This is a genomic window from Brevibacterium sp. HMSC22B09 (genome assembly GCF_001806795.1).
GTDB lineage: Bacteria > Actinomycetota > Actinomycetes > Actinomycetales > Brevibacteriaceae > Brevibacterium > Brevibacterium ravenspurgense.
Window position 1 is genome coordinate 1 of the sequence record NZ_KV786000.1, and the last position, 21,353, is coordinate 21,353.

Annotated in this window: 20 protein-coding genes; 4 read left to right on the forward strand and 16 right to left on the reverse strand. The window is 63.4% G+C overall.

Annotation, left to right across the window (positions count from 1 at the left end; genetic code table 11):
• Positions 1-362: 362 nt before the first annotated feature.
• The 9 genes from tyrS to argC all read right to left on the reverse strand — a co-directional run bounded on the left by tyrS (position 363) and on the right by argC (position 10,348).
• A complete protein-coding gene (tyrS, locus tag HMPREF3087_RS01550) occupies positions 363-1,652 on the reverse strand; it encodes a tyrosine--tRNA ligase (protein ID WP_070427814.1) in 1,290 nt (429 codons plus the stop codon).
• 110 nt (positions 1,653-1,762) lie between these two features.
• Positions 1,763-3,172 (reverse strand): argininosuccinate lyase, encoded by a 1,410-nt coding sequence (gene argH, locus HMPREF3087_RS01555; protein ID WP_070427815.1) that lies wholly within the window; start codon positions 3,170-3,172, stop codon positions 1,763-1,765.
• 88 nt (positions 3,173-3,260) lie between these two features.
• A complete protein-coding gene (locus HMPREF3087_RS01560; protein ID WP_070427816.1) occupies positions 3,261-4,469 on the reverse strand; it encodes an argininosuccinate synthase in 1,209 nt (402 codons plus the stop codon).
• Between the two features lie 59 nt (positions 4,470-4,528).
• A complete protein-coding gene (locus HMPREF3087_RS01565) occupies positions 4,529-5,050 on the reverse strand; it encodes an arginine repressor (protein WP_061943642.1) in 522 nt (173 codons plus the stop codon).
• Complete coding sequence (gene argF, locus HMPREF3087_RS01570; RefSeq protein WP_061943639.1) at positions 5,047-5,985, reverse strand: ornithine carbamoyltransferase; 939 nt, start codon at positions 5,983-5,985, stop codon at positions 5,047-5,049. Before argF ends, HMPREF3087_RS01565 begins: the two co-directional genes overlap by 4 nt.
• Positions 5,982-7,178, reverse strand: coding sequence for an acetylornithine transaminase (locus HMPREF3087_RS01575; protein ID WP_070427817.1), 1,197 nt, complete (start codon positions 7,176-7,178; stop codon positions 5,982-5,984). The genes argF and HMPREF3087_RS01575 overlap by 4 nt, the downstream gene beginning before the upstream one ends.
• Positions 7,171-8,106 carry an acetylglutamate kinase gene (gene argB, locus HMPREF3087_RS01580; RefSeq protein WP_061943633.1) on the reverse strand — a complete coding sequence of 312 codons (936 nt, stop codon included), beginning with the start codon at positions 8,104-8,106 and terminating at the stop codon, positions 7,171-7,173. The genes HMPREF3087_RS01575 and argB overlap by 8 nt, the downstream gene beginning before the upstream one ends.
• Positions 8,103-9,254, reverse strand: coding sequence for a bifunctional glutamate N-acetyltransferase/amino-acid acetyltransferase ArgJ (argJ, locus tag HMPREF3087_RS01585; protein WP_070427818.1), 1,152 nt, complete (start codon positions 9,252-9,254; stop codon positions 8,103-8,105). The genes argB and argJ overlap by 4 nt, the downstream gene beginning before the upstream one ends.
• The gene (gene argC, locus HMPREF3087_RS01590; protein ID WP_083271967.1) at positions 9,251-10,348 is read right to left on the reverse strand and encodes an N-acetyl-gamma-glutamyl-phosphate reductase; all 1,098 of its coding nucleotides are present in this window, start codon (positions 10,346-10,348) and stop codon (positions 9,251-9,253) included. Before argC ends, argJ begins: the two co-directional genes overlap by 4 nt.
• Positions 10,349-10,420: 72 nt before the next feature.
• Between argC and HMPREF3087_RS01595 the strand changes: the two genes are divergently transcribed.
• The gene (locus tag HMPREF3087_RS01595) at positions 10,421-11,392 is read left to right on the forward strand and encodes a quinone oxidoreductase family protein (protein ID WP_062022511.1); all 972 of its coding nucleotides are present in this window, start codon (positions 10,421-10,423) and stop codon (positions 11,390-11,392) included.
• A 72-nt stretch (positions 11,393-11,464) separates the two neighbouring features.
• Here the strand turns inward: HMPREF3087_RS01595 and HMPREF3087_RS01600 are convergent, their stop codons facing one another.
• From HMPREF3087_RS01600 to infC, 7 genes are all read right to left on the reverse strand, one after another.
• Positions 11,465-12,277 (reverse strand): SDR family NAD(P)-dependent oxidoreductase, encoded by an 813-nt coding sequence (locus tag HMPREF3087_RS01600; protein WP_070427820.1) that lies wholly within the window; start codon positions 12,275-12,277, stop codon positions 11,465-11,467.
• A 10-nt stretch (positions 12,278-12,287) separates the two neighbouring features.
• Positions 12,288-14,816: a phenylalanine--tRNA ligase subunit beta gene (pheT, locus tag HMPREF3087_RS01605; RefSeq protein ID WP_070427821.1), complete on the reverse strand. Its 2,529-nt coding sequence runs from the start codon at positions 14,814-14,816 to the stop codon at positions 12,288-12,290.
• Entirely contained in the window at positions 14,816-15,856 is a 1,041-nt protein-coding gene (gene pheS, locus HMPREF3087_RS01610; protein ID WP_070424586.1) for a phenylalanine--tRNA ligase subunit alpha, read from the reverse strand. The genes pheT and pheS overlap by 1 nt, the downstream gene beginning before the upstream one ends.
• 50 nt (positions 15,857-15,906) lie before the next feature.
• Positions 15,907-16,818, reverse strand: coding sequence for a TrmH family RNA methyltransferase (locus HMPREF3087_RS01615; RefSeq protein WP_019174920.1), 912 nt, complete (start codon positions 16,816-16,818; stop codon positions 15,907-15,909).
• A 95-nt stretch (positions 16,819-16,913) separates the two neighbouring features.
• Complete coding sequence (gene rplT / locus HMPREF3087_RS01620; RefSeq protein WP_019174919.1) at positions 16,914-17,303, reverse strand: 50S ribosomal protein L20; 390 nt, start codon at positions 17,301-17,303, stop codon at positions 16,914-16,916.
• A 51-nt stretch (positions 17,304-17,354) separates the two neighbouring features.
• Positions 17,355-17,555, reverse strand: a complete 201-nt coding sequence (gene rpmI / locus HMPREF3087_RS01625) for a 50S ribosomal protein L35 (protein WP_019174918.1) — start codon at positions 17,553-17,555, stop codon at positions 17,355-17,357.
• Between the two features lie 82 nt (positions 17,556-17,637).
• Positions 17,638-18,273 (reverse strand): translation initiation factor IF-3, encoded by a 636-nt coding sequence (gene infC, locus HMPREF3087_RS01630; protein ID WP_019174917.1) that lies wholly within the window; start codon positions 18,271-18,273, stop codon positions 17,638-17,640.
• Positions 18,274-18,548: 275 nt separating this feature from the next.
• Here infC and HMPREF3087_RS01635 point away from each other — a divergent pair, with 275 nt between their 5' ends.
• The 3 genes from HMPREF3087_RS01635 to HMPREF3087_RS01645 all read left to right on the forward strand — a co-directional run bounded on the left by HMPREF3087_RS01635 (position 18,549) and on the right by HMPREF3087_RS01645 (position 21,020).
• On the forward strand, positions 18,549-18,947 hold the full coding sequence (locus tag HMPREF3087_RS01635) for a DUF1844 domain-containing protein (protein ID WP_062022502.1): 399 nt from the start codon (positions 18,549-18,551) through the stop codon (positions 18,945-18,947).
• Positions 18,948-19,067: 120 nt separating this feature from the next.
• Positions 19,068-19,499 (forward strand): Fur family transcriptional regulator, encoded by a 432-nt coding sequence (locus HMPREF3087_RS01640; RefSeq protein WP_062022499.1) that lies wholly within the window; start codon positions 19,068-19,070, stop codon positions 19,497-19,499.
• A gap of 21 nt (positions 19,500-19,520) precedes the next feature.
• A complete protein-coding gene (locus tag HMPREF3087_RS01645; protein WP_019174914.1) occupies positions 19,521-21,020 on the forward strand; it encodes a catalase in 1,500 nt (499 codons plus the stop codon).
• Positions 21,021-21,353: the final 333 nt, after the last annotated feature.

The following is a 21,353-nucleotide window of genomic DNA, read 5'->3' on the forward strand; positions in this document are numbered from 1 at the left end:
ACGCTATTGAGTTGACAAAGAACAGACACCAAAACCTTTCAGCCCGCTGTTGCGAACCTTCCGGAGTTGTGATGTTCAGGCCGAGGTTTCAAACCGTTAATCTCAGGTTTCCCTGCGACCGGGCTTTTACTCTACCTTGCGGATTTTCAATCTGCAACTCGCTTCTGTGTGAAGCTTGCCACTCTGATCTTTCCGCTTGAGTGCGCTGCCTTCCTTGGACTGCCCAGCCAGCTGCCTGATTTGGCTTCTGACCTGCAGTTGGGCTTGCGCCCTCCCGTTTTGGCAACGAGGGATAACTTAATACACAAGAGGGAGCGGATGCAAATCCGCTCCCTCTTCCAGTCTGTGTGGACTCTGGCAGGTCAGTTATCGCGCACGATCACAGCACCGAGAGTGCGCTTGCCCCGGCGCAGCAGAGCAGCCGATCCCCCGTCAATCGGAAGGAGCTGCTGACCGGTGAGAGGCGCCTCGGCATCCGAGACCCGCTCGTTGTTGATGTAGGCGCCGCCTTCTTTCACGGCACGGCGAGCATCGCCCTTCGACTTGACGATTCCCGATCCTGCAAACGCGTCGGCAACGGAAAGCCCGGCCGTGATTGCGGCGCTGTCAACCTCGAGATTTGGCAGCGAAGCAAGAGCCGAGCCCAGCGTCGAGGGGTTGAGCTCGCTCAAGTCGCCGGTGCCGAAAAGCGCCGCCGCTGCAGCGAAGGCCTGATCGGATTCTTCCTTGCCGTGCACGAGCGTCGTGACGTCTTCAGCAAGCGTGCGCTGCACAAGACGCTTGTGAGGTTCAGCCTGGAACTGCTCGATGATGTCTTCGATTTCATCCAGCGGACGCAGAGAGAACACCCGGAGGTACCCCGGCGCATCGGCGTCTGCCGAATTGAGCCAGAACTGGCTGAAGGCGTACGGCGAGGTGAGTGTCGGATCCAGCCACACGGTGCCGGACTCTGTCTTGCCGAACTTGGTGCCGTCAGCCTTGGTGATCAGACGGGTCGACATTGCGTGCACCGACTTGCGCTCAACGCGGCGAATGAGGTCAACACCGCTGGTGAGATTGCCCCACTGGTCCGAACCGCCAGTCTGCAGCGTCACGCCGTAGCGGCGGTTGAGCTCCAGGTAGTCGTTGCCCTGCAGCAGCTGGTAGGCGAACTCTGTGAACGAAATTCCGTCCTCCGACTTCAGACGAGCGGCAACGGCTTCCTTGGCCAGCATGCGGTTGACGGAGAAGTGCTTGCCGACATCGCGCAGGAAGTCCAGCGCCGAAATGTCTTTGGTCCAGTCAAGGTTGTTGACCATGCGGGCCGCGTGCGGACCGTCGAAGTCGAGGAAGCGCTCAATCTGCGAGCGAATCTTCTCGACCCAGCCTTCGACGACTTCGCGGTCGTTCAGGGTGCGTTCGCCCGACATGCGCGGGTCGCCGATCAGACCGGTTGCACCGCCGACCAGCATGAGCGGATTGTGCCCGGCCATCTGCAGACGGCGAGCAACGAGCACCTGCACCAGGTTGCCCATGTGAATGCTGGGCGCGGTCGGGTCAAAGCCAACATAGAACGTCAGCGACCCGCCGTTGAGAGCTGCTCGAAGAGCATCTTCGTCGGTTGTCTGCGCGGCAATTGCGCGAGCCTGGAGGTCGCTGAGGACGTCTGTCACTTTTGGCCTTTCTGTTTCTGCTTTGTGGGAGCTTGGGCTCCACAGGGCATTCTACGTGCAGAGAAGCGGCCGCGTGCTGAAGGTGCACGCGGCCGCTGTGTCGAATTCGGTCAGCTCTGGGCGAACTCACTCAGACGACGCAGCTCGACTCGGGCGTTTTCCAGCTGAGTCTGCACTGCACTGCGAGCGGTTCCGCCCTTCGCATTGCGCGAATCGACAGAGCCCAGGGTGCTGAGCACTTCGCGCATCTGCGGAGTGAAGTGCTCGGAGATTTCGGCGTAGTCGTCATCGCTGAGATCCCACAGCTCAACACCGCGGTCTTCGGCTTTCTTCACGGCGGCGCCGGAAAGTTCGTGTGCCACGCGGAACGGCACACCTTCGCGGACCAGCCATTCGGCAATATCGGTTGCCAGCGCAAAACCACGCGGAGCCAGCTGCGCCATACGCTCAGTGTTGAACTCTGCCGTTGCGACCATGCCGGCGAAGGCGGGCAGCAGGAGCGTAAGGGTGTCGACCGCATCGAAGATCGGCTCCTTGTCTTCCTGCAGGTCGCGGTTGTACGCCAGCGGCTGAGCCTTGAGTGTGACCAGCAGGCTGGTCAGGTCGCCGATGAGCCGACCCGCCTTGCCGCGGGTCAGTTCGGCTACATCGGGGTTCTTCTTCTGCGGCATGATCGACGAGCCGGTCGAATAGTTGTCCGACAGCTTGATGAACGAGAACTCGTTGGTGTTCCAGATGATGATCTCTTCGGACAGACGTGAAAGATCCACTCCGATCATGGCGGTCACCCACGCGAACTCGGCGAAGATGTCACGGCTGGCGGTGCCGTCGATCGAGTTCTCCGTCGAGGTGGGGAAACCGAGTTCTTCTGCCACGGCCTGCGGGTCAAGCCCGAGTGACGAACCAGCCAGAGCACCAGAACCGTAGGCCGACACCGCGGCCCGCTTGTCAAGGTCCTTAAGCCGTTCGACATCGCGCATGAGAGGCCACGCGTGGGCCAGCAGGTGGTGGGCCAGAAGAACCGGCTGAGCGTGCTGCAGGTGCGTACGGCCCGGCATGGGAGCATCCGGGTGGGCTGCCGCCTGAGCAATGAGTGCCTCGACAACAGCGAGCACCTGCTGGGCAATGACGCGCGAAGAATCACGGACGTACATCCGCCCCATCGTGGCGATCTGGTCGTTGCGGCTGCGACCGGCGCGCAGCTTGCCGCCGAGCTCGGTTCCGGCGATCTCGAGCAGACCGCGTTCGAGTGCCGAGTGAACATCCTCATCAGATTCAACGGGAGTGAACTCCCCCGATTCGACCCTGCGGCCGAGTTCGTCGAGAGCCTTGAGCATCCCCTCAAGCTCGGCTTCGTCAAGCAGACCGGCCCGGTGCAGAACGCGAGCGTGAGCACGCGAACCGGCCAGGTCGTACTGGGCCAGACGCCAGTCGAAGTGGGTCGACTTTGAGAGCTTTGCCAAGTCGTCGGCGGGGCCGGAGCCGAACCGTCCGCCCCACAGGCTTACACGTTCTGTCACGTCACAATCCTTTCTGCACACCGTGCGATTTCGCCGCGGCCCGGCCCGTCGAGTCCCTTCAAACCGACCGGGCCGCGGAGAAAGTTCATCATGCCTGCTTCTGCACCCGCTGGTTGCGGTCGCTGGCTACACGGGCCGACAGACCGTAGATGTCGATGAAGCCGCGGGCAGCCGACTGGTCGAAGGTCTGGCCCTCGTCATAGGTGGCCAGACCGAAGTCGTACAGCGAGTTCGGGGACTTACGTCCGGTCACAACCGCACGACCTCCGTGCAGGGTCATGCGGATGTCGCCGTTGACGTGCTTCTGCGTGTCAAGGATGAACGCGTCGAGCGAGCCCTTGAGTTCCGAGAACCACTGGCCGTCGTAGACGAGTTCGGTCCAGCGCTGCTCAACCGAGCGCTTGAAGCGCAGCTGTTCGCGCTCAAGCGTGATGCGCTCGAGTTCACGGTGAGCTTCGATGAGCGTGATCGCACCGGGAGCCTCGTAGATTTCACGGCTCTTGATGCCGACCAGGCGGTCTTCCACGATGTCGATCCGGCCGATGCCGTGCTGACCGGCGCGGTGGTTGAGCTTTTCGATCGCCTGCAGCGGGGTCACTGCCTCGCCGTCAATCGCAACCGGAATGCCGTTTTCGAAGGTGATGACAACTTCGTCGGGAGCCGGCGGGAAAGCAGGGTCGTCGGTGTAGTCGTAGACGTCCTTGGTGGGACCGTTCCAGATGTCTTCGAGGAAGCCGGTCTCGATTGCACGTCCCCACACGTTCTGGTCGATGGAGAACGGGTTCGACTTCGTTGTGATGATCGGCAGGTCGTTCTTCTCTGCGTATTCGATTGCCGCTTCGCGCGTCAGGGCGAGGTCACGAACCGGGGCGATGCAGTCGAGATCCGGAGCCAGGGTCGTGATGGCGACTTCGAAGCGCACCTGGTCGTTGCCCTTGCCGGTACAGCCGTGGGCAACCGTGCCCGCACCGAACTCACGAGCGGCGGCCACGAGGTGCTTAGAGATGAGGGGGCGCGACAGAGCCGAAACATTCGGGTAGGCGTCCATGTACATGGTGTTCGCCTGCAGACCCGGCATGCAGTATTCCTCGGCGAATTCGTCGCGGGCGTCTGCAACATAGGCTTCGACCGCACCGCAGTCGAGGGCACGCTGGCGAATGGTTTCGAGGTCTTCTCCGCCCTGGCCTACATCGACGGCCATTGCGACGACTTCCTTGCCGGTGGCTTCCTGAATCCATCCGATGGCGACCGAGGTATCAAGGCCGCCGGAGTATGCGAGAACAATGCGATCAGTCATTGTGTCTCCTTTCCTTCTGGTGTCTGAGTTCTGAGTGTCTGTGGTTAAACGCTGTCTGGTTAAACGCTGTCTGCGGCGAGGTCGAGCAGGAAGCGGGCTACTTCGTCTCCCCCGTCGGGTTTGCGGGCGATGACCATGACGGTGTCGTCACCGGCGATAGTGCCCAGCACTGTCGGCAGGGACGAACGGTCAAGCGCGCTGGCCAGGTACTGGGCCGCACCGGCCGGAGTGCGCAGCAGGACGAGGTTGCCGGAGGCTTCCGCTGATACAAGCAGCTCTTCGAGGAGCCTCTGGAGCTTCGCGTCGATGAGTTCGCCTCCCACGCCCTGTTCCAGTGAGCGGTCTCCGCCTTCGCCCGGAACTGCGTAGACCGAACCGGCGCTCGTGCGGACCTTGACTGCTCCGAGCTCCACCAGGTCGCGCGACAGCGTGGCCTGAGTGACGAGGATGCCCGCATCGGCGAGCCTGCCGGCCAGCTCCGACTGCGAGCGCACCCGGTGTCTGCGGATGATGTCTGCGATGTGTGAGTGGCGGGCGGTCTTTGTGCTGGGAACGGACGCGTTCTGCTGAGGTGCTGTCATGAGCGTCCCACCAGCCAAGCGAGAAGTGCCTTCTGGGCGTGCAGCCTGTTCTCCGCCTCGTCAAAGACGACAGAGGCGGGACCGTCGATGACCTCAGCATCCACCTCGTGCCCGCGGTATGCAGGCAGGCAGTGCATGAAGATGGGGTTCCGACCGAGGTCCATGAGCTCCTGGGTGACCCGGTAGGGCACGAACGGCGAATCTTCGCCAGAACGGCCGTCGTCTTCCTGTCCCATGGAAATCCAGGTGTCAGTCACAAGGACATCGGCGCTGCGTGCGGCTTCAGCAGGGTCTTCCGTGACAAGCACCGAGCTGCCGGTCGTTTCTCCCAGAGCGCGCGCTTCGTCCACAACGTGGGCGGCGGGCTGAGCAGAGGCGGGAGCGGCAATCGCAACGTCCATACCGGCGTTCGCGCAGGCCAGCAGATAAGAGTGCGCCATGTTGTTCGCACCATCGCCGAAGTAGGCGAGCTTCAGCCCGGCAAGACCATTGCCTTCGCCCGTACCGCGGTGTTCGCGGATGGTCAGCAGGTCAGCCAGCAGCTGGCACGGATGGTAGTCGTCCGACAGGGAGTTGATGACCGGCACACTCGAGTGAGCGGCCATCTCCTCCAGACCGGCGTGGTCGAAGGTGCGCCACACAATAGCCGACACCATGCGAGAGAAGACGCGCGCCGAATCGGCAATCGACTCTTTGTGCCCCATTTGGGACTCACCGGGGTTGATGATGAGCGGATTGCCGCCGAGCGCGGCGATGCCGGTCGCGAAGGACACGCGGGTGCGGGTCGACGTTTTGTCGAACACAACGGCAACCGTCTGCGGCCCCTCCAGTGGGCGGAAAGCGTAGGGCTCGGCTTTCATCCGCTGGGCAAGGTCGAGGACTTCACCCAGCTCGCTGGGCGTGAGGTCCGTGTCTTTGAGGAAATGTCGGGTCATGCGCTCTGTCCTCCTTCCTTGAGGATATCGGGCACAGCAGAAAGAAAAGCGCGGATCTCATCGGAGGTGATGATGAGCGGCGGTGCCAGGCGGATGCGGCTGGGAGCTACTGCGTTGACGAGGAAACCGGCCTTGAGTGCGGCCGAGGTGAAGTCCTTGGCTGAGACCGGTGCGATGTCAAAGGACAGCAGCAGTCCGGCACCGCGAACATCGTTGACGCCGGGAATCGCTTCGAGGCCGTCGTGCAGAAGCTGGCCGGCCTCACGCACGTGCTCAAGCACGGCGTCGGACTCGATGACGTCAAGGACAGCATTGGCCGCCGCACACGCGATGGGGTTGCCGCCGAAGGTTGTGCCGTGCTGGCCGGCCGTAAGGAGCTTCGAAGTTTCTTCGCCAAAGGTCACGAGTGCGCCGATCGGAAGTCCCCCGCCCAGGCCCTTGGCCAGGGTCATGGCATCGGGCCGCACGCCCTCGCCGATTTCCGGGTGCTGGAAGGCGTACCAGCTGCCGGTCCGGCCGACACCGGTCTGCACTTCGTCGAAGATGAGCAGCGCACCGACTTCGTCTGCGATTTCACGGGCCGCAGCCAGGTAGCCGGCAGGGTGCGGGCGCACACCGGCCTCACCCTGGATGGGCTCGATGATGATGGCCGAGGTGTTCTCGTCTGCCGCATCTTTGAGCGCCTGGGCGTCGCCGAAGGGCACCTGCTGGGCGCCGGGAACCAGCGGGGCGAAGGGTTCGCGGTAGTCCTTCTTCGCCGTCAGCGACAGCGCACCCATGGTGCGGCCGTGAAAAGCGCCGTCAACCGCGATGATCCCGGTGCGGCCGGGCTTAGCACGGCGGGCGAGTTTGACTGCAGCTTCGTTCGCTTCGCTGCCGGAGTTGCACAGAAAAACCTTCGAACCTGCCGGAGCCTGTGCCGTGCTGAGTACGCGCTGAGCCAAGCGGATCTGCTGATCCGAGGTGTAGAAGTTTGAGATCTGCCCCAGTTCGGCCGTCTGCTTGCTGACGGCTTCGACGATTGCCGGGTGGGCGTGCCCCAGGCTGTTGACGGCGATTCCGCCGAGAAAGTCGACATAGCGCTTGCCGTCGGAGTCCTCGACAACCGCTCCTTTGCCCTTGGCGAGTTTCTTCTGCGGGTCGCCGTACACCGGCAGCAGGCTGCCGCGGTATTCATCAAGCCATTCAGTCATTTGTCCCTCCCTTGGCGGGTTTGACGTCTGCAATGAGCGTGCCGATTCCCAGGTCGGTGAAGACCTCTAGAAGAACCGAGTGCGCGGTGCGGCCGTCGACAACGTGCACCTGTTTGACCCCGGCATCCACCGCATCGAGTGCGGCGGTCATCTTCGGGATCATGCCGGAATCCAGCTTCGGCAGCAGTTCGCGCAGTTCAGCCGGTGTGATTTCGCTGATGAGGCTGTCCGTGTCGGGCCAGTCGGCGTACAGGCCGGGAACGTCGGTGAGCATGATGAACTTGTCCGCCTGCATTTCGCGGGCAATCGCCGCTGCCGCGAGGTCCGCGTTGATGTTGAGCGGATTGTCACCGCTCGTGCCGAGTTCCGCGGCGATTGAGCACACCACGGGCACGCGCCCGGAGTCCAGAAGATCGTGCAGCAGCTGCGTATTGACAGAGGTGATGTTGCCGACCCGACCGAGGCTTGTGAGCTCACCATCCACCTCGACAGAGGCCGGCGTGGCCAGCAGGAGGTCGCCGTCCTCACCCGACAGGCCGACAGCGGCCGAACCATGTTCGTTGATGCGCGACACGATGCTGCGGTTCACCTGGCCGGAAAGCACCATGCGGATGACGTCAATGGCCTCTTCAGAGGTCACGCGCTGGCCGGCAACGAATTCGCTTTCAATGCCCAAACGGTCGAGCATCGTGCTGATCTGCGGCCCGCCGCCGTGCACGACAATCGGACGGATTCCGGCAAAGCGCAGGAACGAAATATCGTCCGCGAAGGTCTGCTGCAGCTCCGGCGAGATCATCGCGTTGCCGCCGTATTTGATGACGATCGTCGCCCCGGAGAACGTCTTGATCCACGGCAGGGCCTCTGTGAGGATTTCGGCTTTGGCCTGCGCTTTGATCAGCCGCTGGGCGGGTGAGAGTTTGTCGGTCATGATGCTGCTGAGCTGTTCTCGGTCACGTATTCGTGGGTCAGGTCGTTGGTGAAGATCGTCGCTTCGGCCTGGCCGCTGTTGAGGTTGATCTCAATGGTGATCGTGCGGCCGAACTTCACCTTTGCGGCATCTTCGTGCGGTGCGGTCGCCCGACACACCTGAACGCCGTTGAAGCTGACGTCAAGGTTTTCGGGGTCGAACTTCGCATCCGCTGTGCCGACCTGTGCGAGAACGCGACCCCAGTTGGGATCTTCTCCTGCAAGCGCGGTCTTCACGAGGTTGGAACGAGAAACGGCGCGGCCGACTTCAACGGCATCGTCTTCGCTCACAGCGCCCGTGACGGTGATTTCGACATCGTGGGCAGCGCCTTCGGCATCCGCCATGAGCTGGCGGGCAAGGTCGGTGCACACCTCGGTCAGCAGGGCCGTGAATTCAGCTTCGTCCGCTTCTGCGCCAGCACCGGACGACAGCAGCGCGACGGTGTCGTTTGTCGACTGGCAGCCGTCGGAGTCCAGGCGGTCGAAGCTTTTCGCCGTTGCGCTGCGCAGTGCCCGGTCGAGCTGTTCGGGGCTGAGTTTGGCGTCGGTTGTGATGACGACGATCATCGTGGCCAGTGAGGGTGCGAGCATGCCGGCGCCCTTGGCCATGGCACCGATCGTGTAGCCGGTGCCTTCTGCGAGCGCTTCCTTGGAAACGGAGTCGGTTGTGAGGATGGCCTCTGCGGCGTCGGATCCTCCCTCGGCGGAGGCTGATTCGACCAGCCCGGGGACTCCTTCAACCAGCCGCGAACGGAAGTCCTCTCCCCCGGTTCCGATCAGCCCGGTGGAGCACACGAGAACATCGTCAGCGTCGCAGCCGACGGCGTCAGCGACAGCGTGGGCGGTCAGCTTCGTCGTTTCGAACCCGAAGTCGCCGGTGAAGCAGTTGGCACAGCCGGAGTTGATGATAGCCGCGCGGACCTGACCATCGCTCGTGCGCGGCTGCGACCACTTCACGGGGTTCGCTTTGCACTTGTTGGAGGTGTAGACGACGGCGGCGTTCATGCTGGGGCCGTCGTTGATGATGACGGCGAAGTCCTTTTTGCCGGTGGGCTTGATGCCGACGCTGGTTCCGGCGGCGCGGAAGCCCGGTACTGCTGTCACGCTCACGGTGCGACTCCTTCGTGTGGCAGGTGTGCTGTTTCTTCGAGTCCAAGTGCGATGTGTGCCGACTGCACGGCTTGGCCTGCGGTTCCGCGGACGAGGTTGTCGATTGCCGCGCAGACGGTGACGGTCTGGGTGCGGGCGTCCAGTGCCCACTGCAGGTGGGCTTGGTTCGATCCCGCGGTCGCCGATGTATTCGGCCACTGTCCCTGTGGCAGCACGGTGACGAAGGGTTCAGAATCATAGGCCGAGGCGAAGGCCGCGCTGATCTTCTCCTGCGTCTGGGCGATGTCGATTCCGGGCGCAAGAGGTGCCGAGACGGTTGCGAGGATCCCGCGGGACATCGGCACGAGGGTCGGGGTGAAGGTGATGCGGGCGGTGCCGGCCAGTGGGTCTTCACCCGATGCCAGAGCCAGGTTCTGTTCGATCTCGGGGATGTGGCGGTGCGTGCCGCCGACCGCGTAGGGGCTGGCGCCTCCGAGGATTTCGGACGCCAGCAGGTGCGGTTTGAGGGCTTTTCCGGCGCCGGATACGCCGTTGGCCAAAACGGCGGTCAGCCGCGTGTGGTCGATGAGGCCTGCGTGCACGAGCGGCTGCACGCCGAGGGTGACTGCTGTGACATTGCAGCCGGGGACGGCAATGCGCGCAGCTCCTGTCAGCTGTGTCCGCTGCGTTGTGTGCTGTGCCGAGCCCAGGTCTGCCAGCATGAGCTCGGGCAGACCATAAGTCCAGGTACCGGGGTGTTCTGAGCCGTAGTAGCTCTTCCACGCTTCCGGGTCGATGAGCCGATGGTCGGCGGCGAGGTCGATGATGAGGGTCTCGGGGCTGAGCTCTTCGAGTTCGGCCGCAATAGCACCTGACTGACCGTGCGGCAGCGCCAGGAACACGACATCGTGACCGGCGAGGGTGGCCGCCGATGAATCCGCGATCGTCATGTCGGAATAGGCGCGCAGGTGCGGCTGTTCTTCCCCCAGGAGACGACCGACTGTGGAATGCCCGCAGACTGTCGTCACTGTGAAATTCGGGTTGCCGGCCAGCAGGCGGAGGACTTCCCCGCCCGCGTATCCCGTGGCTCCCGATACCGCAACTGTATAAACCATATGCATAAGCATACATGGGCCAGATAAATTATTCATACACGGTCCTGCTGTTGCCGCATTTCAAGGAGGAACATGTACGCAGTCCAGGCAGTCCGACAGGGCGGACCCGAAGTTCTCGAGTACACCGAAGTCGAAACACCCACGCCCGGCCCCGGTGAAGTCCTCGTCGACGTCAAAGCGGCCGGTGTGAACTTCATCGACACCTACCGACGCGGCGGCATGTACCCCATGCCGTTCCCCCACATTGTCGGCGTTGAGGGCTCCGGAGTCGTTGCCGAACTCGGCGAGGGCGTCGAAGGAGTGGAAATCGGCCAGCGCGTGGCCTGGACGGACGTCCACGGCTCCTACGCTCAGAAGATCGTCGTCAAAGCCGAAGAACTGCTGCCCCTGCCCGACGGCGTGGACTTCGAAACCGCTGCCGCTGTGCCCCTGCAGGGGCTGACGGCGCAGTACCTGGTGACGGACTCCCACGCAATCAAGCCCGGCCAAACGGCTCTCGTCCACGCTGCCGCCGGCGGTGTCGGCCTGCTTCTGACCCAGTTCATCAAGCACCTGGGCGGTAAGGTCATCGGCACGGTGTCCACGGAGGAAAAGGCTGAGCTTGCCCGTGCGGCCGGTGCTGATCATGTCTTCCTCTACGGCGACGGCGTCGACATCCGCGAAGAGGTCATGGCCTTCACCGACGGCACGGGCGTTGACGTTGCCTACGACGGAGTCGGCAAAGACACCTTCGATGCCTCGCTGGCCTCCATTCGCCCGCGCGGCTCCATGGTGCTCTTCGGTGCGGCTTCCGGCGCTGTTCCGCCGTTCGACATTCAGCGACTGAACTCCAGCGGCGGAATCTTCTTGTCCCGTCCTTCCACGCAGTGGTTCATCGACTCCCCCGAAGAACTCCAGAAGCGCGCAAAGCAGCTCTTTGCCGGACTCGACGAAGGATGGCTGAAGTTCCGCGTCGGACAGACCTTCCCACTCGAGCAGGCACGCCAGGCCCACGAAGCTCTCGAGGGCCGCGCCACCACCGGCAAGGTGGTGCTGACGGTCTGACCCCAGCCGAAAATCACGAGGCGGAGCTCACCAGAATTGGTGAGCTCCGCCTCGTACTTTGTGAGGGGTGGGTCAGTCCATGCGGACGGCCAGCCGACGGAAATCCTCAGCGAGACCGGTGGCAGCGGTCTTCGCGAGTGACTCAGGTGTGTCGAGGCCAGCGCGCACGAAACGGCCGGAGTAGGCGTCGAGATCGCCAGAGGCGAGCGCGAGCGCCAAAGCCACAACGTCTTCCGGATCAGTCCAGTCGGAGCTGCCCCGCCAGTCGTGCATCGCCATCGAGCCGGTCATGTCGGATTCGATGACGCCGGGGGCCATTTCGAAGATCCGCAGACCCTTGTCATAGCCGTAGACGTGCACGGAATCAGCCAGGCGGAACAGGGCCGCTTTCGATGCCGAGTAGGCCGCATAGGCGGGTGTGCCCTGGGCACCGGAACCCGAATTGAGATCGATGATCCGGCACGCTTCGCCCGTTGCCTCTGCCGTTTCCAGCAGACGCTTGGCGAAGGCTTGGACCATGAGGAACGGCCCGCGGATGTTCGTATCGAGCGTGCGCATGAGCTGCTCTGCGGGAACATCCCACACGGGGCCTTCCGGGCTTTCGACCACGCCGGCGTTGTTGATGACCGTCGTGACTGGCTCTCCCAGCTGCTGTTCGATATCCGCGGTGCGCTGTGCAAGAGCCTCAACCGATTCGGGTTCTGCTGCTTGGAGTTCCGCACCGATGACGCGGGTGCCGCGAGCCTGTGCAATCTGCTGGGCTGCGGCAGCCGCGCGGGCTTCGTCGGTTGCCGTGAGGATGACGTTCCATCCGGCGGCTGCGAAGCCATCAGCCAAGTGTCGGCCGATGCCCCGCGAACCACCGGTGATGAGGACGGTGCTCATGATTACCCGCTCACGCCCCGTCGCCAGTGCGGGCCACAGCGCCGTACGCCTTTTCGACGGCGGCGGTTGCGGCTTCGCGCAAGGCTGAGGCTTCATCGCTTGTCATGGTGCGGTCGGCAGCGCGGAAGGTCATGCGGAACGCAAGCGACTTCTTGCCTTCGCCCACCTGTTCGCCGCGGTACTCGTCGAACAGTTCGAGCTCTTCGAGGTCGCCGCCGATGGCTTCGCGCATGGTGCTCACGAGGTCGCCGATAGCAATGCTGTCATCCACGATGAGCGCCACGTCCTGCCTGGACACCGGGTAGGTCGACAGAGCGCCCGCCCAGCGGCGTTCCGCCGGAGCGTCAAGCACTGAGTCGAGGACGACTTCGAATGCGACCGTGCGGGCCGGCAGACCCAGGGTTTCGACAACCTTGGGGTGCAGTTCGCCGGCGTGGCCGAACAGTGTGCCATCTGCTAGGCGGAACTCGGCGCAGCGGCCCGGGTGGAACGGTGCGCGGTCAGAGGCCGCGGGTGTGACGCTCTGGCCCAGCGCCACGGCGATCCGCTTGACGATTTCAATGGCGTCCATGGCTTCGGCCTTGCGGCCCTTGCCCCACACGCCTTCGAGCTCCCAGTTTCCGGATACGATGCCCGCCGCGTGCAGAGGCTGGTGCGGAACGGCATCGAAGATCGCTGCGCGTTCTTCTTCCGTGGGGTGGTAGCCGGGTGCGAAGGTTTCGCTGGCCGGCAGCTGTGCGGTTTCAGGCTGGGTGACCAGACCGATTTCGAACAGTGCCGTGTCCTTGAAGCCGCGTCCCTGGTTGCGCAGCTGCGCGTCGACGAGTGTCGGCAGCAGCTCGGTGCGCAGCAGCGGCTGGTCGTCGCTGAGCGGGTTGGCCAGGCGCAGGTTGTTCCGTCGCGGATCGTCTTCCGGGATCCGGAAGGCGTCGTGACGGGCCTCCGATGTAAAGGGGTAGGTCAGCACTTCCGTCAGACCGAGATCGGCCAGCAGGTTCGACACTGTGCGGCGCGATGCCTGGCGGCGTGTGAGCCCCTCACCGCCGGGTGCCTGCGGGACGATCGACGGGATCTGGTCGTAGCCGTTGACACGCGCGATTTCCTCGATGAAGTCTTCCGCGTCGGTCAGATCCGGGCGCCACGACGGCGCTGTCACGCGGTAGTCATCACCGCTGTCTTCGACTTCACAGCCGATGGCACGCAGGGCGCCGGTCATCTGGTCATCCGTGTAGTCGACGCCCACGACTTCTGCCGGGCGGGTCTTCGGCAGGATCACCTCACGAGGTGCCGGAAGGCTGCCTGCGATTGTTGCGGTTGCGTCTGCCTGGCCTCCTGCCAGCTGGGTGAGCAGCTGGGCGGTGCGGGCAACTGCGGCAGGGCCCAGGGCCGGGTCGACGCCGCGTTCGAAGCGCTTGGCGGCTTCGCTCGGCAGACGGTGCCTGCGGGCTGTGCGGGCAATCGACACGGGGTCCCAGTGGGCGCCTTCGATGAGGACGTCGACGGTGGTGTCGCTGACTTCGGAGTCAGCTCCACCCATGACGCCTGCCAGACCGAGCAGCTGCTCAGTGCCGTCTGCGCTCACACCGGTGACGAGCACGTCTTCGGGGTGAATGCTCCGTTCGGCGTCGTCGAGAGTGGTGAGCTTGTCGCCCTTTCGGCCGCGTCGCACAACGATCTTGTCACCCACGTGAGCGAGGTCGTAGGCGTGCAGCGGCTGCCCGAGTTCGAGCATGACGTAGTTGGTGATGTCCACGACGAGCGAAATGGGGCGCATGCCGGCTTCCAGCAGTCGCTTCGACATCCAGAACGGCGTCTGTGCGGTCGGGTCGATGCCGCGAACGCGCAGCGCGGTGAAGCGGGTGCAGCCGTCGTTGCCGTGGATGGGAGCGTCGTCGGTCAGTTCGACCGGGTGCCCCTCACCGGCAACCACAGGGGCGACTGCGTCGGCGGGGTCTGCGTAGTTCTGCTCTTTCAGGAGAGCGTATTCACGGCCGATGCCGCGCATCGACATCTGGTATCCGCGGTCGGGCGTGATGTTGACGTCGAGGACTTCGTGGTTCAGGCCCAGCAGTTCCGTGGCGTCCTGGCCGGGGGTGAGATCGGCAAAGCCCCAGTCGGTGAGCACGATGATGCCATCGTGGTCTTCGCCCAGTCCCAGTTCCCGGGCCGAGCAGATCATGCCGTCGGAGATGTGGCCGTAGGTTTTGCGTGCCGCAATAGCAAAGTCACCGGGCAGAACAGCACCGGGAAGCGCTGCGACGACGTAGTCGCCAACACCGAAGTTGTGCGCTCCGCACACAATGCCCTGCGGTTCATCGGCACCGACGTCAACGGTGCACCAGTTGATGGTCTTGCCGTTGGAGTGCTTTTCCGGTTCGCAGGTCAGGACTTTGCCTACGACAAGCGGACCTGTGACGGCCGGGCCGATGTAGTCTTCTTCTTCCAGGCCGATGCCGGCGAGTTCGGCAGCGAGTTCGTGAGCGTCGAGGTTCTGCGGCAGGTCGACGTACTCGGCCAGCCATTCCAAGGGTACGAGCATCAGTTCATCACTCCGAAAGCCTTCGAGAAGCGGATATCGCCTTCCACCATGTCGTGCATGTCGTTGATTCCCTCGCCCAGCATGAGCGTGCGTTCGATTCCCATGCCGAAGGCGAAGCCCTGGTAGACGTCCGGGTCGATGCCGGATGCGCGCAGGACGTTGGGGTGGACCATGCCGCAGCCGCCCCATTCGATCCAACCGGGGCCGCCCTTCTTCTGTGGGAACCAGAAGTCGATTTCGGCACTCGGCTCAGTGAACGGGAAGAAGCTGGGACGCAGGCGCGTGTACGCTTCCGGACCGAACATGGCCCGGGCGAAAGCATCGAGCGTGCCCTTGAGGTGAGCCATTGTGAGGCCCTTGTCGATTGCGATGCCCTCAACCTGGTGGAACACCGGGGTGTGGGTCGCATCGAGTTCGTCCGTGCGGAAGGTCTTGCCGGGACAGACCACGTAGAGCGGCACACCGCGGCTCAGCAGCGAGCGCGACTGGACCGGCGAGGTGTGGGTGCGCATGACCAGGTGGGCCGATGCGGGTTCGACGAAGAACGTGTCCTGCATCTGACGTGCCGGGTGGTCAGGGCCGAAGTTGAGCGAATCGAAGTTGAGCCATTCGTGTTCAATTTCGGGGCCTTCTGCAACTTCCCAGCCGTGGCCGACGAAGTGATCGGCGATCTTCTCCTGCAGCAGCTGCAGGGGGTGGCGGGCACCGGCCGGACGGCGGGTGGAAGGGCCGGTGACGTCAATGGCCTCGGCTACCAGCACGCGTGCGTCACGCTCGGCTTCAAGTTCTTCCTGGCGGGCCTTAAAAGCCTGGGCAATCCGTCCGCGCGATGAGCCGACGAGCTTTCCGGCTTGGGCCTTCTGGGACTTGTCGAGTTTTCCGATTTCGCGGTTGGCGAGGGCCAGCGGGGCTTTATCACCCATGTGCGCAATGCGAACTGTCTTGAGTTCGTCGAGGTCGCCGGCGGCGGCAAAGGCCGCGAGAGCGTCCTCCATTGCAGCGGTGACGGCAGCCTCATCAAGCGGGTCGATGACGGACATCTGCCTTCTTTCTCAGATGGTTGGACAACGTTCTGCAGTCTAGCGAACCGTCAGATCATCCGGACGTGCTTGGCGGATTCGTAGACGGCAATCGCGGCGGCGGTGGCCAGATTGAGGCTTTCAGCTTTTCCGTAGATGGGGATGGCCACGGCCGCGTCAGCCTGGGCGCGGTCGGCTTCGGGCAGTCCCCACGCTTCGTTGCCGAACACCCACGCGGTCGGGCGGGCCAGGTCGAGGCCGGTGTCCCACGGAACGTGGAGGTCGTGGGCCGGCGGGTGACCGTCTGCGGCGAGGATCTGCAGTCCGCGGGCGCGTGCCAGTTCGGTGACTTCCGGCAGTCCTACGCCGGTGACGACGGGCACGTGGAAGATCGATCCGGCTGTTGAGCGGACGGCCTTCGGGTTGTAGACGTCAACACTCGAGGAGGTGATGATAACGCCGTCGGCACCGGCGGCATCCGCTGCGCGCAGGACGGTTCCCGCGTTGCCCGGATCGCGCACCTGGCTGAGCACGACGATGAGCTTGGCCTCTTTCGTCACAACCGATGTCAGGTCGACGTCGAGCTGTTCGACGACGGCGATCATGCCCTGGCTGTTGACGGTGTCGGTGACCGATGCGAGGGCTTCAGGAGCGGTCTGCTTGATCTTGATGCCGGCATCCCGAGCGGCCTCGAGAATGTCGGGATTGCGCTCGGCCGCTTCGACGGTTGACCATACGTCGAGCACCGCACCGGTCCCCCGAGGAGCCACTTCCCCGGGTTCCACGTGCAGCGTCACAGCTTTGGGTCGGTTCTCGGCCTGGTGGCGCAGGGCTTCGCGGATGCCCTGGGGGCCTTCCACGAGGAACCTGCCGGACTTATTGCGGCCCTGTTTGCGGTCGAGCTTCGCGGCTTCGCGCAGTCGGCGGGATTTCGGGGACGTCACTTCCGGGCCGTACAGGCCGGGGTGGATGTCGCGTTCCATAACCTCACTCAGTTCTTGTTTTGGGGGTGCGCAGCCGGAGCTGTCGGAAAACGAAAACGCGGGGGCCAACAGCCCCCGCGTTTTCACAGCTGCACTCAGGCAGCCGGCGTCTTCGGCGCGTTCACGTCAGCCGGAAGTGCGTTCTTGGCGACTTCCACGAGCTTGGTGAACACAGCTGCGTCGTTGACGGCCAGTTCGGCCAGCATACGACGGTCAACCTCGACACCAGCAGCCTTGAGGCCCTGGATGAAGCGGTTGTAGGTCATGCCGTTGGCGCGGGCACCAGCGTTGATGCGCTGGATCCAGAGGCGACGGAAGTCGCCCTTGCGCTTGCGGCGGTCGCGGTAGTTGTATACCAGCGAGTGGATGACCTGTTCTTTGGCCTTGCGGTACAGGCGCGAACGCTGTCCGCGGTAGCCGCTCGCCCGGTCGAGGATGACCCGGCGCTTCTTGTGGGCGTTGACAGCCCTCTTGACACGTGCCACGTGTACTCCTTCAGATGAATGTCACAGCGGTAAGGCTGTGGTGCGCTTTGGTCAGGCCTTGCCCAGCAGCTTGCGGGCCTTAGCGGCGTCGCCGCCGGTCATGACTTTGTCGGTTCCGCTGATGCGGCGCTTGCGGCGCGAGCTCTTGACTTCGGCGAGGTGGCGGTTGCCGACACCTTCGCGCATGAGCTTGCCGCTGCCGGTGACGCGGATGCGCTTCTTAGTACCGCTGTGGGTCTTCTGCTTCGGCATTGTGCCGTTCTCCTTCAGTCGGCCCTCGGGAACCTGCCCCGAGGGTGGTGGCTCAGGGGCGCTGAGCGCTCCTGAGCCGATGTCAGTTCTGCTTGCGCTGCTCGGCCTTAGCCTGAGCCGCGCGGTCGCGACGCGACTTCACTTCGGTGTACGTGCCCTTAGCACCCGCGGTCTCCCGGCGCGATTCCGCGCGGGCGTCTGACTTCGAACGCGTCGGTGCGAGCACCATGACCATGTTTCGTCCGTCAAGCCGGGGCGAGGATTCAACGGTGCCGTATTCGACAACCTCCTCGGCCAGCTTCTCGAGCAGTCGCATACCCAGTTCAGGGCGGGACTGTTCGCGTCCGCGGAACATGATCATGACCTTGACCTTGTCGCCGCCGTTGAGGAAGCGAACGACGTGGCCTTTCTTGGTTTCGTAGTCGTGGTCGTCGATCTTGAGTCGGAACCGGATTTCCTTCAGGGCAGTGTTGGCCTGATTCTTCCGTGCTTCGCGTGCCTTCTGGGCAGTTTCGTACTTGAACTTGCCGTAGTCCATGAGTTTGACCACCGGAGGCTTCGCCTTGGGCGCAACCTCGACGAGGTCAAGATCGGCTTCGCGTGCCAGGTCGAGTGCCTTGCGAATGGCGACGATCCCAACCTGTTCTCCGTTGGGTCCGACCAGACGGACCTCAGGTACTCGAATCCGATCGTTGATGCGCGGCTCGCTGATGTGCATGCTCCTTAACTCAGATGGTGATCACGGTGTTCGCGGGGAACAGAAAAAGCTCCCTTTGAACACGCAAAGGGAGCTTGAAACGCTGCCGGTGAAACAATGTTCACCTCAGTGCCCAACAGCGGAACACCGAGCTTTGCAGCCCGTCATTTCCAGCTGTTATCGCTGACCCGATTGCCTGTGGCAATCCAGGTGGGAGTCAATCTCCACTTTGCACGCCCTCCAGCTTACACGATGCACAGGGATTTTTCACACTCAAGTGTGGGAAGCTTGGAGTCATGACTGAAAACCGCCACTCTTTTTCCGATGACCACACTGCTGAAGACCACGCGCACGCAGAGCAGCAGGCGCTGCGCGACATCGCCGAAGTTCCGGCAGTCGAGGTCATTTCATCCGCGGCCATTCACCTCATGAGCGCCGCCGCCGTGAAGTGCGGTCTGGCCGAAGACACCGAAGAGTCCCTGGGCAAAGACCTGCAGGACCTCGATGAGGCGCGCAAACTCATCAACGCACTGGCAGGCCTGGTCACCTCGTCCGCAGTAGACCTGGGAGACCAGCACGCCCGCCCCCTGCGCGACGGCCTGCGCAGCCTGCAGCTGGCCTTCCGCGAAGCCTCCCCCTTCCCAGACGCACCCGGATCGGGGCCCGGCGAAAAGTACACCGGCCCCGTCTCCTGACCCTCCCTCCCGGCGAGGTAAGGCAGGGCGCCGGCGGCGCCTCGGGAGCTTCGGAACAGCACTTCAGTAACTTAGGTCTACCTTTCTTGAATGATTCCAGAAAAGACCTACGGTTGAAGCATGACCACGAGTGCTGCTGACACGATCAAGGCCGCCGGACTGCGCGTCACTGCGCCCCGCCTGGCGGTCTACGACGTGTTGGAGCACGATCACACCCACCTCGACGCCGACCAGGTTTTCCGCGCCGTGCGCGAAAAGCTCGGCACGGTGTCAGTGCAGACGGTGTACGACGTGCTCGGCGCGTTCGCGCGCACACAGCTTGTCAGGGTCATCGATCCGGCCGGCTTCGCGTCGGCCCGGTACGAAATCAACCGCAACGACAATCACCACCACATCGTGTGCCGAACCTGCGGTGACATCCGCGATGTCGCCTGCGGAACCGGCAGCGCTCCGTGCCTGGACCCAGCTGAAGACTTCGGCTTCACAATCGACGAAGCAGAAGTCGTCTACTGGGGGCAGTGCCCCCAGTGCGGGCTCAGGACCACTCTGTAACTCCAAAACCCAGGAGGACTCATGGCCACCAATCGCACAACCGACAACTTCGGCATCCCGGTCGGCAGCGACGTTCACTCGCTGACGCTCGGCGCCGACGGCCCGACGCTTCTGCAGGACTACTACCTGGTCGAGAAGCTCGCACAGTTCGACCGCGAACGCGTTCCCGAGCGCGTCGTCCACGCAAAGGGCGGCGGCGCATTCGGCACGTTCACCGTCACCGGCGACGTTTCCAAGTACACCAAGGCCAAGGTCTTCCAGCCCGGCGCCGAAACCGAAATGCTCGCCCGCTTCTCGACCGTTGCCGGCGAACAGGGCTCGCCCGACACCTGGCGTGACCCCCGCGGCTTCGCACTGAAGTTCTACACCGAAGAAGGCAACCTCGACATCGTGGGCAACAACACCCCGATCTTCTTCATCCGCGACGCCATCCAGTTCCCCGACTTCATCCACTCGCAGAAGCGCAACTCGCAGTCCGGTCTGCGCGACCACAACATGCAGTGGGACTTCTGGGTCAACGAGCCCGCATCGGCCCACCAGGTCACCTACCTCATGGGTGACCGCGGCATCCCGCGCTCGTGGCGCGAAATGAACGGCTACGCATCCCACACCTTCCAGTGGATCAACGAAGCCGGCGAACGCTTCTGGGTCAAGTACCACTTCCACTCGGACCAGAAGCAGGAATTCATCGACAAGTACGGTCACGAAGGCTTCTCGGCTGACGACGCCGACGAAATGGCCGGCATCGACGCCGACTTCCACCGCCGCGACCTGTTCGACGCCATCAAGGAAGGCAACTTCCCGTCCTGGACCCTGTCCGTTCAGGTCATCCCCTACGAAGAGGGCTTCACCTACGGCACCAACATCTTCGACGTCACCAAGACGGTGTCCCACAAGGACTACCCGCTGATCGAGGTCGGCAAGATGGAGCTCAACCGCAACCCCGAAGACTTCTTCGCACAGATCGAACAGGCTGCATTCAACCCGGCTTCGCTCGTTCCGGGCACCGGCCTGTCGCCTGACAAGATGCTCATGGGGCGTCTGTTCTCCTACCCGGACACCCACCGCCACCGCATCGGGCCGAACTACGCCCAGCTGCCGGTGAACCGTCCGAAGTCGCCCAAGCACAACTACAGCCGCGACGGCCAGATGCGCTACGAGCTGTACCCGGCAGACCAGCCCGAGTACGCTCCGAACTCGTACGACGGCCCGCGCGCTGACGAATCGGTTGCAACCGACGTCAACCTCGTTGACGTTCCGCAGTCGGACATTGTTCGCGCCGCCCAGACGCTGCGCGAAAACGACGGCGACTTCAACCAGGCCGGCGACCTCGTGCGCAACGTTCTCGACGACGCTGCTCGCGACCGCCTGGTCCACAACATCTCCGGTCACGTCATGGGCGTGTGGGACAAGGAACTGCTGCCCAAGGTCTTCCAGTACTGGAAGAACGTCGACGCAGAACTCGGTGCCCGCATCGAAACCGTTGTCACCGAAGCCAAGAAGAAGCAAGAACAGGCCTGATCTTCTTCAGCTGCGTGAGCTGAGCGCGGCGTGAGCTGAACAGGCTCGGCGAGGCGTGAGCTGCTCGTAGCGGCAGCTGCGGCAGCTGCTTTAGCTGAATACGAGCGCCCCGGCAGGTTTTCTGCCGGGGCGCTCGTGTTTTTGCTTTGGGCTGCTGTGCTGTTTGGCGGAATGAGCTCCTCGGGTGGGAACTGGGTTGCGCAGTGCTTGCTGTTTCTCGCGCGTCTTCTTCGGGCGCGTGCAGACGGTGCGAAAACACCCGGCAGCCGGAATCTGCGGCTTAGCCGCACACAAACACCGCTAAGCCGGAATCTGCGCCTTAGCAACCACTGC